11 protein-coding genes are annotated in these 14,042 nt (G+C 57.8%); 1 reads left to right on the top strand and 10 read right to left on the bottom strand.

Going from position 1 to position 14,042, the window contains the following annotated elements; genetic code table 11:
- Positions 1 to 30: 30 nt before the first annotated feature.
- From lpdA to J0X15_RS14610, 9 genes are all read right to left on the bottom strand, one after another.
- Positions 31 to 1,434, bottom strand: a complete 1,404-nt coding sequence (gene lpdA / locus J0X15_RS14650) for a dihydrolipoyl dehydrogenase (RefSeq protein ID WP_206942254.1) — start codon at positions 1,432 to 1,434, stop codon at positions 31 to 33.
- Positions 1,435 to 1,581: 147 nt separating this feature from the next.
- Positions 1,582 to 3,096, bottom strand: a complete 1,515-nt coding sequence (gene odhB / locus J0X15_RS14645; RefSeq protein WP_206942252.1) for a 2-oxoglutarate dehydrogenase complex dihydrolipoyllysine-residue succinyltransferase — start codon at positions 3,094 to 3,096, stop codon at positions 1,582 to 1,584.
- Positions 3,097 to 3,166: 70 nt separating this feature from the next.
- Positions 3,167 to 6,148 carry a 2-oxoglutarate dehydrogenase E1 component gene (locus J0X15_RS14640; protein WP_206942250.1) on the bottom strand — a complete coding sequence of 994 codons (2,982 nt, stop codon included), beginning with the start codon at positions 6,146 to 6,148 and terminating at the stop codon, positions 3,167 to 3,169.
- Positions 6,149 to 6,360: 212 nt separating this feature from the next.
- Complete coding sequence (sucD, locus tag J0X15_RS14635) at positions 6,361 to 7,269, bottom strand: succinate--CoA ligase subunit alpha (protein WP_206942248.1); 909 nt, start codon at positions 7,267 to 7,269, stop codon at positions 6,361 to 6,363.
- Positions 7,269 to 8,468: an ADP-forming succinate--CoA ligase subunit beta gene (gene sucC / locus J0X15_RS14630; RefSeq protein ID WP_206942246.1), complete on the bottom strand. Its 1,200-nt coding sequence runs from the start codon at positions 8,466 to 8,468 to the stop codon at positions 7,269 to 7,271. The genes sucD and sucC overlap by 1 nt, the downstream gene beginning before the upstream one ends.
- Before the next feature lie 79 nt (positions 8,469 to 8,547).
- Positions 8,548 to 9,510, bottom strand: a complete 963-nt coding sequence (gene mdh / locus J0X15_RS14625; protein ID WP_206942238.1) for a malate dehydrogenase — start codon at positions 9,508 to 9,510, stop codon at positions 8,548 to 8,550.
- A gap of 173 nt (positions 9,511 to 9,683) precedes the next feature.
- The gene (gene zapE / locus J0X15_RS14620) at positions 9,684 to 10,883 is read right to left on the bottom strand and encodes a cell division protein ZapE (RefSeq protein WP_206942237.1); all 1,200 of its coding nucleotides are present in this window, start codon (positions 10,881 to 10,883) and stop codon (positions 9,684 to 9,686) included.
- Positions 10,884 to 11,145: 262 nt separating this feature from the next.
- Positions 11,146 to 11,913 carry a DUF7662 domain-containing protein gene (locus tag J0X15_RS14615; RefSeq protein WP_206942235.1) on the bottom strand — a complete coding sequence of 256 codons (768 nt, stop codon included), beginning with the start codon at positions 11,911 to 11,913 and terminating at the stop codon, positions 11,146 to 11,148.
- A 73-nt stretch (positions 11,914 to 11,986) separates the two neighbouring features.
- Entirely contained in the window at positions 11,987 to 12,508 is a 522-nt protein-coding gene (locus tag J0X15_RS14610; protein WP_206942234.1) for a protease inhibitor Inh/omp19 family protein, read from the bottom strand.
- A 181-nt stretch (positions 12,509 to 12,689) separates the two neighbouring features.
- Here J0X15_RS14610 and J0X15_RS14605 point away from each other — a divergent pair, with 181 nt between their 5' ends.
- Complete coding sequence (locus J0X15_RS14605; RefSeq protein WP_206942233.1) at positions 12,690 to 13,391, top strand: GNAT family N-acetyltransferase; 702 nt, start codon at positions 12,690 to 12,692, stop codon at positions 13,389 to 13,391.
- A 45-nt stretch (positions 13,392 to 13,436) separates the two neighbouring features.
- Here J0X15_RS14605 and J0X15_RS14600 read toward each other — a convergent pair whose 3' ends face one another.
- On the bottom strand, positions 13,437 to 13,889 hold the full coding sequence (locus J0X15_RS14600; protein WP_209015355.1) for an arsenate-mycothiol transferase ArsC: 453 nt from the start codon (positions 13,887 to 13,889) through the stop codon (positions 13,437 to 13,439).
- Positions 13,890 to 14,042 lie beyond the last annotated feature (153 nt).

The raw sequence follows: 14,042 nt of genomic DNA, 5'->3' as shown, positions 1-14,042 counted from the left end.
GGCCTTTAAACTGCGATCCTGAAAAATCGATCAGGAGTGAATCGGCTTGCCTGCGGTCGCCATGGCGGCTTCCTTGACGGCTTCCGACATGGTCGGGTGCGCATGACAGGTGCGGCCGAGATCTTCCGAAGACCCGCCGAATTCCATCAGAACGGCTGCTTCGTGAATCATCTCGCCTGCACCGAAGCCGATGATGTGAACACCGAGGACCCGGTCGGTCTCGGCATCGGCCAGAACCTTGACGAAACCGTCGGTCTTGTTCATTGCACGAGCACGACCATTGGCGTTGAAGGTGAACTTGCCGGTCTTGTAGGAAACGCCGGCGCTCTTCAGCTCTTCTTCGGACTTGCCGACGGACGCAACTTCCGGCTGGGTGTAGACCACGCCCGGGATCACGTCGTAATTCACGTGTCCAGCCTGGCCTGATAGCATTTCGGCAAGTGCAACGCCTTCATCTTCAGCCTTGTGCGCCAGCATCGGGCCAACGATCACGTCGCCGATGGCGTAGATGCCGTCAACGCTGGTCTTGTAGTGACCATCGGTCTTGACGCGGCCACGCTCGTCCAGTGCCACGCCAGCCTCTTCCAGGCCTAGGCCTTCGGTGTAAGGCTTGCGACCGATCGCAACGAGTACGACATCGGCTTCGATTGTCTGCGCATCGCCGCCCTTGGCAGGCTCAATGGTGACTTCCAGGCCCTTGCCCTTCTTCTCGACGCCAGTGACCTTGGTCGACAGCTTGAAGTCCACGCCTTGCTTCTTCAGCATGCGCTGGAAGGTCTTGGACACGTCTGCGTCCATCGGACCAAGGATCTTGTCCATGAACTCGACCACGGTAACTTCCGATCCCAGGCGTCCCCAGACGGATCCAAGTTCCAAACCGATGACACCACCGCCAACGACCACCAGCTTGCCCGGAACCTTTTCCAGTTCCAGCGCGCCAGTGGAGGAGACGATCTGCTTTTCGTCGATCTCGACACCCGGAAGCGGCATCACGTCGGAGCCGGTGGCAATGACGATGTTCTTTGCTTCAACCGTGGACTTCGATCCGTCCTCGGCGGTGACTTCAACCTTGCCGGCAGAGAGGATCTTGCCGGTGCCGTGAATGGCTTCGATCTTGTTCTTCTTCAGCAGAAAACCGACGCCGTTCACGTTGGCATCGATCACGTCCTGCTTGTGCTTCATCATCGTTTCGAGATCGAGCTTCGGCTTGGAAACCTTGATGCCGAGCTGTTCAAAACCGTGCCCGGCTTCTTCGAACATTTCGGAGGCATGCAGCAGTGCCTTGGACGGGATACAGCCGACGTTCAGGCAGGTGCCACCATGGGTCTTGCGCTTTTCGATGACGGCAGTCTTCAGCCCGAGCTGCGCTGCCTTGATAGCGCACACATAGCCACCAGGGCCGGATCCGATGACGACAAGATCATATTGGGACATTTCGGTCGCCTTTTGCCTTTTTAATCAATGTGCCGAGCCGCCTTGACGAAACGGCCGGGGAACCCTGTCCCCCGCAAATACTCGCGGACATGTCCCGGAACGCGGAGAGATCGCTCTCCGCGTTCCGGGACATCAGTTTCACGTCACTCAGAGATCCAGAACCAGACGCTGCGGATCTTCCAGGCTTTCCTTGATGCGAACCAGGAAGGTTACGGCTTCCTTGCCGTCCACGACGCGGTGGTCGTAGGACAGAGCCAGATACATCATCGGACGGATGACAACCTGACCATTGACCGCCATCGGGCGTTCCTGGATCTTGTGCATGCCGAGAATGCCGGATTGCGGTGCGTTCAGGATCGGCGAGGACATCAGCGAGCCATAGACACCACCGTTGGAGATGGTGAAGGTGCCGCCGGTCATGTCGGCCATGCCGAGCTTGCCGTCACGCGCCTTGCGGCCGAGGTTGCCGATTTCCTGTTCGATTTCAGCAATCGACATCTGATCAGCATCGCGAACGACCGGTACGACAAGGCCCTTGTCTGTGCCGACGGCAACGCCGACATGACAGAAGTTCTTGTAGATCAGGTCCGTGCCGTCGATCTCGGAGTTGACTGCCGGGATTTCCTTCAGCGCATGGCAAACAGCCTTGGTGAAGAAGCCCATGAAGCCGAGTTTGACGCCGTGCTTCTTCTCGAACAGCTCCTTGTACTGCTTGCGCAACTCCATGATCGGGCCCATGTCCACCTCGTTGTAGGTGGTCAGCATGGCGGCCGTATTCTGGGCGTCCTTCAGGCGGCGCGCGATGGTCTGGCGCAGCTTGGTCATACGAACGCGTTCTTCACGGCTCTCGTCATCAGCGTTGATCGGGCCGCGTGGAGCGGCCTTGGACGCGGCCGGAGCGGAGGTCACGCCAGCCGCTGCGGCTGCGATAACATCGCCCTTGAGGACCTGTCCGCGCTTGCCGGAACCGGCAACCTGCTCGGCAGAGATGTTCTTTTCAGCCATCATCTTGGAAGCGCTAGGAGCAGGCGGCATGGAAGAGCCGCCTGCAGCTGGTGCTGCAGCCTTAGCCGGGGCAGAAGCTTCTGCAGCCGGAGCAGCTGCTGCGTTCCCCGATGGATCAATCTGACACAGAAGAACACCAGGCTCGACAGTGTCACCGGTCTGAACTGCAATCTTGATCACTGTACCAGCAACGGGCGCCGGAACTTCCTGGGCGGCCTTGTCGGTTTCCAGCTCAACGAGCGTATCGTCAGCCTTGACCACATCGCCAACCTTGACGCTCCACTCACCGACTTCGGCTTCCGTCACGCTTTCACCAGCGCTCGGGGTCACGACGTCGACCAGTTCGGCCTTCTTGTCGCCGGTCGTCTCAGACGCGGCTGCCGGAGCTGCTTCCTTCGCTGCAGGAGCTGCTGCGCCTGCACCTTCGGCGATCAGGCCGAGCAGAGCGCCAACTTCGACGGTATCGCCTTCGTTGACGACAATGCTTTCCAGCGTACCAGATGCCGGAGCAGGCACTTCCACAGTCACTTTGTCGGTTTCAAGCTCAACAATCGGCTCATCCACCTTGATGGCGTCACCGGGCTTCTTGAACCACTGTGCAATAGTGGCTTCGGATACGGATTCACCCAGCGTGGGGACGCGAATTTCGGTTGCCATGGTCGCCTTCTCTTAAGTTTTCCTGGCCATTTCCGGTCATGACGGTGGCCGCTAAGCAGCCCCCTCACACTTATTTACCAAACGCCTCGTCGAGGAACGCCTGAAGCTGCGCAAGGTGCGCGGACATCAAGCCCGTCGCCGTTGAGGCCATTGCGTTACGGCCCGCATAGACAGGGCGTTTCACCTTGGCACCAATCTGCTCCAGAACCCATTCGATGTAGGGCTCTACGAAGAACCAGGATCCCATGTTCTTGGGCTCTTCCTGACACCAGACCATATCGGCGTTCTTGAAGCGGTTCAGCTCATGCGCCAAAGCCTTCTTCGGGAACGGATAGAGCTGTTCAACACGCAGCAGGTAGACATCATCGATGCCGCGCTTTTCACGCTCATCCAGCAGGTCAAAGTAGACCTTGCCCGAGCACATGACGACGCGACGGATCTTGTCATCCGCCACCAGCTTGGTTTCGGATGATCCCATTTCGGCATCGTCCCACAGCAGGCGGTGGAAGGTGCTGTCCTGGTTCATCTCGCTCAGCTTGGAGACAGCTCGCTTGTGACGCAGAAGCGACTTCGGCGTCATCAGGATCAATGGCTTGCGGATATCACGGCGGATCTGACGGCGCAGGATATGGAAGTAGTTTGCCGGCGTCGTGCAGTTCGCGACCTGCATGTTGTCTTCTGCACACATCTGGAGGAAACGCTCCAGACGGGCTGATGAATGCTCTGGTCCCTGCCCTTCATAGCCATGCGGCAGAAGACAGACGAGACCGGACATGCGCAGCCACTTGCGCTCACCCGAGGAGATGAACTGATCGAACAGAACCTGGGCGCCGTTGGCAAAATCGCCGAACTGCGCTTCCCACAGGGTCAGTGCATTCGGTTCAGCCAGCGAATAGCCATACTCAAAACCAAGCACGGCTTCTTCGGAAAGCATCGAGTTGATGACTTCGTAGCGGGCCTGATCGCTGGTGATGTTGTTCAGCGGAATGAAGCGGCCTTCATTTTCCTGGTCATACAGAACCGAATGACGCTGGGAGAATGTTCCACGCTCACAATCCTGACCAGACAGGCGAACCGCATGGCCTTCTTTCAGGAGACCTGCAAAAGCCATGGCTTCTGCTGTCGCCCAATCAAAACCCTCACCGGTTTCGAACATCTTCTTCCGGTTATTTAGGAACCGGTTGATGGTGCGGTGGACGTTGAAGCCGTCTGGAACAGTGGTCAGGCCCTTGCCGATGACCTGAAGCTCATCATCAGTCAGACCGGTGGACCCACGGCGTGGATCTTCTTCATCAGCGGCACGCTTCATGCCAGACCATTTGCCGTCGAGCCAATCAGCCTTGTTCGGCTTGAAGGCATTACCAGCTTCGAACTCGCCGTCCAGATGCGTCCGCCAGGCGGCTTTCATCTTGTCGACTTCCTCGGCGCTGACGACGCCTTCTGCAACCATGCGATCCGAGTAGAGCTGCAGTGTCGTCGCGTGCTTGCGGATCTTTCGGTACATGATCGGCTGTGTGAACGCAGGCTCGTCGCCTTCGTTATGGCCGAAGCGACGGTAGCAGATCATGTCGATCACGACCGGACGTCCGAAGAGCTGGCGATATTCGATGGCGATCTTTGCAGCAAAGGTCACAGCTTCCGGATCATCCGCATTGACGTGGAAGATCGGTGCTTCGATAACCTTGGCCATATCGGATGGATACGGCGAGGACCGCGAAAAGCGCGGATTCGTCGTAAAGCCGATCTGGTTGTTGATGATGACATGCAGCGAGCCGCCTGTGCGGTGGCCACGCAGGGCCGACAGACCAAAACACTCGGCAACCACACCCTGTCCGGCAAACGCCGCATCGCCATGCAACAGCAGCGGTAAAACCTTGGAGCGATCGACTTCCGTCGTATCGACCCATTGGCCATCAACTGCCGACAGCTGGTCCTGCTTGGCGCGAGACTTGCCGAGAACGACCGGGTTGACGATTTCCAGGTGCGACGGGTTGGCGGTCAGCGACAAGTGAACATCATTGCCGTCGAATGTGCGGTCGGAGGAAGCCCCGAGGTGATACTTCACATCGCCAGACCCTTCGACGTCATCCGGGGCGGCAGAACCACCCTTGAATTCGTGGAAGATCGCCCGGTGTGGCTTGCCCATGACCTGGGAAAGCACGTTCAGGCGGCCACGGTGGGCCATGCCAAAGACGATTTCCTTCAGGCCCAGCTGTCCGCCGCGCTTGATGATCTGTTCCAGAGCCGGGATCAGCGATTCACCGCCATCCAGTCCGAAGCGCTTGGTGCCGGTGTACTTCACATCCAAGAACTTCTCGAAACCTTCGGCTTCGATCAGCTTGTTCAGGATGGCTTTCTTGCCTTCCTTCGTGAAGGCAACCTGCTTGTCCGGCCCTTCGATCCGCTCCTGCAGCCAGGATTTGGCCGCCGGGTCGGAAATATGCATGAACTCGACGCCGAGCGTCGAGCAATAGGTCCGCTTCAGGATGTCCATCATTTCGCGCAGGGTGGCGTATTCCAGACCCAACACGTTGTCGATGAAGATCTTGCGGTCCCAATCGGCATCTACGAAGCCGTAGGAAGAAGGGTGCAACTCTTCGTGATCACCCGGAGCTGACAGCTTCAGCGGATCAAGATCGGCATGAAGGTGACCACGCATGCGATAGGCGCGGATCATCATCAGCGCGCGAACGCTGTCGCGCGTCGCCTGGTGCACTTCAGCATCCGACAGCGAGGCGCCCGCGACGTCCGCTTTTTTCTTCAGCTTGTCGTTGAGCTTTTTCTCTACGGGTGCCCAATTGCCATCAAAGGCATTGATCAGATCGCCGTCAGCAGCAAGGGGCCAATCCTTGCGCTTCCACGGAGCTCCACGCGCCTCGCGCAGGACGTCTTCTTTCTCGTCCTGGAAAGCATTAAAGAAATCCTGCCACTCGGCGTCAACCGACGAGGGGTTCTCTTTGAACTGAGCATAGAGATCTTCGATATAGGCTGCGTTGGCGCCGTAAAGCAACGACGTCAGTGCGAATACGTTGTTCGCGTCCTGCCGTGCCATGTCCATCCAGCGGAGACAAATTCTCCGCCCTTGTTTTGAAGGCCGAACCCAAAAAGCCGGTTCGCCCTTTTCGGTTTGGTGTTTGAGACCGACGCTGTTGCCCGGTCCCTCGAAAAGCCGGTCGAGGCGCAATGACTGCGTCTCGACCTGATCGTGGCATCATGCCTAGCGAAACGTAAAGAAATTACGTCGCGCAAGTGGCATTAAATGCATTAGCCCTTGAGAACTTCAAGAAGCGTCTCGCCAAGCTTCGCAGGAGAAGGCGACACCTTGATGCCAGCTTCTTCCATGGCTGCGATCTTGTCTTCCGCGCCGCCCTTGCCGCCGGAGATCACAGCACCGGCGTGACCCATGGTGCGGCCAGGAGGAGCGGTACGTCCGGCAATGAAGCCAGCCATCGGCTTTTTACGGCCCTTCTTGGCTTCGTCCATCAGGAACTGAGCTGCTTCTTCTTCTGCAGAACCACCGATTTCACCGATCATGATGATCGACTTGGTTTCATCGTCGGCCAGGAACATTTCCAGGATGTCGATGAACTCCGTGCCCTTCACCGGATCGCCGCCGATGCCGACAGCCGTGGTCTGGCCGAGACCTGCGTTGGAGGTCTGGAAGACCGCCTCGTAGGTCAGCGTGCCGGAGCGCGAGACGACGCCAACGGAGCCCTTCTTGAAGATGGAGCCCGGCATGATGCCGATCTTGCATTCTTCAGGGGTCAGGATACCAGGGCAGTTGGGCCCAAGCAGACGAGACTTGGACTTCTCCAGCTTCGCCTTCACCTTGATCATGTCGGCGACCGGGATACCCTCGGTGATGCAGACGATGAACGGAACTTCCGCATCGATGGCTTCGATGATCGCAGCGCCAGCGCCTGCCGGCGGGACATAGATCACGGAAGCATCTGCGCCGGTGGCTTCCTTGGCTTCGCCAACGCTGGCAAAGATCGGAAGTTCAGCCGAAGCATCAACCCCACTGGACCAGGTGGATCCGCCCTTTTTAGGGTGTACACCACCGACCATCTTGGTGCCGTAGTACTGCAGAGCCTGTTCGGTGTGGAACGTGCCGGTTTTGCCGGTCAGGCCCTGAACGATGATTTTCGTGTCTTTATTGACGAGGATGGACATTATGCGCCCCCCTTCACGGCCTTGACAATCTTCTGGGCGGCGTCGTCGAGGTCATCGGCTGCGATCACGTTCATTCCGCTTTCAGAAATGATCTTCTTGCCGAGTTCAACGTTGGTGCCTTCGAGGCGGACAACCAGGGGCACCTGGAGACCGACTTCGGTGACAGCAGCCAGAACACCTTCCGCGATCACATCACAGCGCATGATGCCACCGAAGATGTTGACGAGGATGCCCTTAACGTTCGGATCGGAGGTGATGATCTTGAACGCTGCTGTGACCTTTTCCTTGGTGGCGCCGCCACCAACATCAAGGAAGTTCGCCGGCTCGGAGCCGTAGAGCTTGATGATGTCCATAGTGGCCATGGCGAGGCCGGCCCCATTGACCATGCAGCCGATGTCACCATCGAGTGCCACATAGGCCAGGTCGTACTTGGAAGCCTCGATTTCCTTGGCGTCTTCTTCGGACTCGTCGCGCAGGGCGAAGATGTCGTCATGACGGAACAGGGCGTTGCCATCGAAGGAGACCTTGGCGTCGAGAACGCGCAGGTGGCCATCTTTCATGACGATCAGCGGGTTCACTTCCAGCAGCGCCATGTCCTTTTCCACGAAGGCCGTGTAGAGGATCGGGAACAGCTTCATGCCGTCTTCGCGAGCAGCGCCGGTCAGTTCCAGCCAATCGCAAAGCTTGCCAGCATCTGCGTCCGTTACACCCGTATCCGGGCTGATCGGCAGATTGTGGATCTTTTCAGGTGTCTCTTCAGCAACAGCCTCAATGTCCATGCCGCCTTCTGTGGAGACCACGAAAGCAACCTGGCCGCAGGTACGGTCCACGAGGATGGAGAGATAAAGCTCGCGCTCAATGTCGGCACCGTCTTCAATATAGAGACGGTTGACGACTTTGCCGGCATCACCGGTCTGCGCGGTCACCAGGGTGTTTCCGAGCATGTCCTTGGCGTGTGCCGTCACTTCCTCAAGAGAGAAAGCAAGGCGAACACCGCCCTTGGCATCGGGGCCGAGTTCCTTGAACTTGCCCTTGCCGCGGCCACCCGCATGGATCTGGGACTTGACGACCCAGAGCGGTCCGGGAAGCTTCTTGGCAGCAGCTTCTGCCTCATCGGCTGAGTAGATGGCGATGCCTTCAGCAACCGGCGCGCCAAATTCCTTCAGAACCGCTTTGGCCTGATATTCATGGATATTCATAGGTTTCCCCCGTTGTCGGAGGACCGCCGCGAGGGGACGCGGCGATCACTTTTAAGTACGAGCGGACGCGTTAAAGCCGTTAGGCCAGCGCCGGCTGGATCTTTTTACAAGCCTCGACCAGCCCTGCGACGGATGCAATGGACTTGTCGAACATGGCTTTTTCATCGGCAGTCATGTCGATTTCGATGACACGCTCTACGCCGCCTGCACCAATAACCACAGGGACACCAACGTAGGTGTCTTTCAGGCCATACTGACCGTCAAGGGCAGCAGCGCAAGGAACAACCCGCTTCTTGTCCTTGAGGTAGCTTTCCGCCATCGAGATGGCAGCCGATGCAGGTGCATAGAATGCGGAGCCGGTCTTCAGCAGACCGACGATTTCAGCACCGCCGTCACGTGTGCGCTGGACGATTTCTTCCAGACGCTCAGCCGTGCACCAGCCCATCTTGACAAGATCGGTCAGCGGAATGCCCGCCACTGTTGAGTAACGGGTCAGCGGAACCATGGTGTCGCCGTGGCCGCCAAGAACGAAGGCCGTCACGTCTTCGACGGAGACCTTGAACTCATCCGCCAGGAAGTAGCGGAAGCGGGCACTGTCGAGCACACCAGCCATGCCGACCACCTTGTTCGCCGGCAGGCCGGAGAACTTCTGCAGCGCCCAAACCATGGCGTCGAGCGGGTTGGTGATGCAGATGACAAAAGCGTCGGGGGCATACTTGGCAATGCCAGACCCGACCTGCTCCATAACCTTCAGGTTGATTTCCAGCAGGTCGTCACGGCTCATGCCCGGCTTGCGCGGCACGCCGGCAGTCACGATGACAACGTCGGAGCCTGAAATGGCTTCGTAGTCGTTGGCACCTGCCAGTTTCGCGTCAAATCCGTCAACCGGGGATGATTCCGCCAGGTCGAGCGCTTTGCCCTGCGGGACACCTTCCGCGATGTCGAAGAGAACAATGTCTCCGAGTTCCTTGAGGCCAGCGAGATGAGCGAGTGTTCCGCCGATCTGTCCAGAGCCGATCAAAGCAATCTTGTTCCGCGCCATGTCCGAAAGTTTCCCTTTACGTAAGATGGAACCTTATGCCATCCGGTGATGACTGCGGATGGCACTACTCTCTTTAACGAACCCACGCAACCTTACCACAAGGATATTGCGCAGAATCCGCGTTTGCTTCGCCTTTATTCCATTTCCCATAGTTGACCTATTGGGAATGCAACTTAAGCGTTTTGCTGCCTGACATTACCTGCCAGGTAAGCTTCCGACCGCATTTCGATCAATCGAGAGATCGTGCGATCGAATTCGAATGACTCCGTTCCCCCTTCGCCAACATACAGGCTCGTGGGCTCCGCCTCAGCAGAAATGACGAGTTTGATACCATTGTCGTAGAGGGCGTCGATGAGATTGATAAAACGCTTCGCCTCATTGCGACGCGCCTTGGACATCACCGGGACATCCTCCAGAAACACAGTACCATAGGCATGGGCGATGCGCAGATAGTCGGCCGCACCCAACGGTCGGGCGCACAGTTCCTCGAAACTGAAGCGTGCCGCGCCGGCGGCCGCAACTGCCACCGGGATCTTGCGCCCCTTGGCTTCAAGCTCTTCCGGCCTGGCCTTCACGCCATGGGTAAGCTTGCGCCACAATTCGTTCATGCGCTCCTGAGCATCGCCACCAAGTGGGCTGATGTAGATCGGCGCGCCAGCCAGCTTCTCCAACCGGTAATCAGTCGGGCTGTCCAGCATCACCACATCAACGTTCTGCTGCAGAAGTTCGACGAAAGGAAGGAAGAGCTGTCGATTGAGGCCATCTCTATAAAGATCCTTCGGATCGACGTTGGATGTGGCCACGACCACCACCCCCAATGCAAACAGCTGAGTGAACAGACGCCCCAGGATCATGGCATCCGCAATATCGTTGACGGAGAATTCATCGAAGCAGAGAAGCCGTGTCTCTTCCGCCAGCTGGGCGGCGACAGGAGCAATCGGGTCATCGCCCTTGACCTCCCCGCGTTTCAAAGCCTGGCGATAGGCGTGGATACGCTCATGCACATCGGCCATGAACTCATGGAAATGCGCTCGGCGCTTGCGTCGCACAACAGCCACTTCCATGAACAAGTCCATGATCATGGTCTTGCCGCGACCGACACCGCCCCAGAGATAAAGCCCCTGGACGTGCTCCGGTGTCTGCCGGTTGCGCTTGAAAAGCCAGCCCAAGGAGCTTTTCTTCGTCGCCAGACGTAATTGGGAAAGGTCAGTGTTCAGCTGATCGAGGCGGCGGACAATGTCCAGCTGGATCGGATCCTCGGAGATTTCTCCCGCGGAAACGAGGGCCTCATACTTATGCTGCAGGGCCCGGCTGACCGGCAAATCGACTTTCAAAGCTGACGCTCCGTGGTTGAGCGGACGTCCGAGATCCATGGGGTCAGACTCAGGACAATCAATCGCTCATCGTGGGCGGCATAGGACTAATCGACACGTTATGCAAGGACTTGCCCGCCGAGACTGACCGGGAAAATCGCCGTGAACCCTTTTAAATTGGTTTAAAAGCTCACGACTTTCGTCAGATCACGGGTGACGGTGCCCAACGAAGCAGCCGACAGCAGCCCCACCGCCCTTCCAACGAACCTGACGGGTAGACACCCAAGCCATCCACCGGAACACATGCTTTCAGCAGAACCGTTCAGAGCGACAAGAGCTTCTGACCTCGGCCGCTCTGGCGTTCTTGCAGCAATAAAAGCTGGGCAACCATACGACGTTCCTCAGCGAGGGCGAGATCGGCCTTCCGGCTCTGGCCATCCGCCAGAAGCCAGGCATTGCCCGGTTGCAGCATATGCACTTCCATCGCACTGCCAGTTGCGGCAGGAATACCCGAGAACAGCTTCTTTTGCCCCGCCGTACTGGCAGCCAGACTGCGCAGCGCTCCGATCGCCTGCCGCAACCGACCACAGCTGATCAACACGGATGCCGGATCATTCTTTTGAAATGCCACCATCCGCAAAACGGTCGCCTCATCATTGATCCAGTCAGCCGCATCGGACAGCTCATCCAGAATGCCGACCATAGTCCATTGCGCCCGCAACGTGACAGTCACGGGCTGTTCGAGGAGTTCATGCTGTCTGGAAAGATCAGGTGCAGCTTTCGAACGTCTGGCGGTTGTATCCTGCGCGATGGGCTCAGGAGAACGGGAAGTCACCACCCCACGCACATGAGCTCGTCGAAACATGACGGCCCCGCGCGCAAGATCCGCTTTATCGACCCGCCAGCCAGCCTCCAGCCAGGCATTCTGATGGACCAGATTACCGCCCGAGTTTGCCCACCATGTGCGGTGACGAACTGCACTGTTGGGGAGCCTGGACCCCAAGATCGATTCAATCTCGACGAGCTTGGCTGTCCAGGTCAGTCCCTCCAATTGCACGAGGTGAGCGCGCAAAGGTTCATATTTTGCCATTGTAAGTACCCCCTAAGGCACAATAGCAATTCCCTCTTTGCGCGCAATACGTGCAATCATTTATTTAAAGTTGCTATCGGTTCAATGAAACCGGAGCGCCTGTGGCCGTCTGGCCGTTGAATTGAACATCCGATGCCGCATAGAGCGTCGCGACAGCCTGACCGTCGGCGTTCTTGAGAATCACCTGCTTGCCGGAAATGTTCCACGCCGAAATGCTCGACAATTCGACGCTATTGCAACCACGGGTGTTGGCGCGATAACCGCCCGACCAGGACGTCAGTGCCATGAAGGCCATGCAGCTGTCGTTGCTTGAGACCAGCTTCCAACCGCCTGCCATGTCGGACCGGCTGACATCCTTGGCGCCTGTCGGTTCAATCGCTGCCACCTGCGTTTCACCGGGCAACGGCTCCTGGCTGACCTGACCGACACCTGGGGTAGCGAGCGGATCAAGTGGTTGCAGTGCGCCCTGGCCAACCGGGGTCGTCGGCGTCGCCGGAAGAGGCGCCGCGTAATTCCGGTTTGAAGAGAAGCGCTGACAGGCTGTCACCGACAAGGCCAAGCCCAGCGCTACCGTCAACGTAATCATCTGTTTCATCTGTCGTCCCATCCCTATACCGCCGCAAAACTGTTTCAACTCATACCGCAGGCTTCACAGGAAAAGCAAAAGCCCAGGAACAGCGATACATAGTTATTGAATTAATTTGTCGAATTTGCGTATAGTTTCGCAGCTTGGAGGAGCAACGGGAGGATCTGTTCTAGAATCTGGAGCACGTCACGTGTCCTTGCCTCGTTTCCCTCTCCCGGATTTCTCGTCGGTGTACCGTCGATTGTCTTCCGTCGTGACCTTCCTGACCAACAAACTCGCAAAGAATTTGCCGCATGTTGACCTGTGCTGGTTGTCGCCCGACGCGTCTGGCCAGGTGCATCAGGATCTGCATACGGCTTTCCACGACGTCCGCATTCGAAGACTGACCAGCGCCGATAAATCCGAATTTCTTGGACATCTCCTCAGGCTCGACCCGGAAGCCCGCCGCAATCGCTTCGCCATGATCGCCAGCGATGCCTTTCTGCAAACTTATGCAGAAACAGCCTTCTCGCTCGACTCCGTGATCTTCGCCTATGAAGAAGAGGGAGCCATTCGCGCTGCCGGAGAACTGCGTGGTCTGCTGGCCCAGGACAACGGCTTGCATCAGTCAGAAGCCGCCTTTAGCGTCGAAGCCGATTGGCGGCGAAAGGGCATCGGCACCCGACTGATGGAACTGACCTTGCTGGAGGCCGAAGCCCTCAACGTGCGCCTGATGTATGTCAACTGCCTCTCGACCAACCGCAGAATGCAGGCGCTGGCGAAGAAATTCGGAGCCAATCTGAGTTTCGAGCGCGGCGATGTCATCGGATTGCTGAGCCCGAACGCATCTTCCGGATTTCGGCGTGTTAGAGACGAAACGCGTGAGGTCATTCGGATCTGTGCCGCCGTCTAGTCACAAACGAAGTCTACTGGCGCCAAACAGTATCCAGACCAAAGGTCAGGCGACGCGGGTGGACGGATAAGTCTCTCGCGGCCCGGGCTCCAGCACCCGATCTACTGCGTTGCGGATCCGGCGGAAATATTCTGCTGCAGCGGAATAGGAGCGGGGATATCCAACCCCTGCGGCCACGCACCAGTTATGAACCGGAACCTCCCCCTGCCACGGTTTTGGCAATTCCGGCAAAAAGCACCCGTCCAGCACGATCAACCGGTCCGGCAACGGAGCGTGGGCCATTGTAAAGACTTCAAAGCTTTTCGGCCCGAGCCCATCGACCGACATTCCACGCGCGCACAGGAGTCTTGTCACATTGCTGTCGAGTTCATCGACCGGATCAACGCCAGCTGAAAAGGAGCGGACGAGACCACCGCCCTGCCGATTAAAATAGGCCTCGGCGAGCGGACCCAACAACGCATTGTCCCTGCAAAGGAACAGGACCGTGGTTTTCGACACGTCGATTTCTCCAAGTGAGGATGCCGATCGATTCGACTGCGGGTTTTGTACCTGCAGGAGTCGGCACACATATGACAGGCAGGTCTCAAACGCAGCTCACATGCAAAAGATCCCAGGAGATGGGAAATTCAGCGGATGACGCATTGACCTCAG

It is taken from the genome of Roseibium limicola (genome assembly GCF_017313085.1).
Classification (GTDB): Bacteria; Pseudomonadota; Alphaproteobacteria; order Rhizobiales; family Stappiaceae; genus Roseibium; species Roseibium limicola.
Note: the sequence above shows the minus strand (reverse complement) of the source record. Positions and strands in the feature narration are given on the sequence as shown.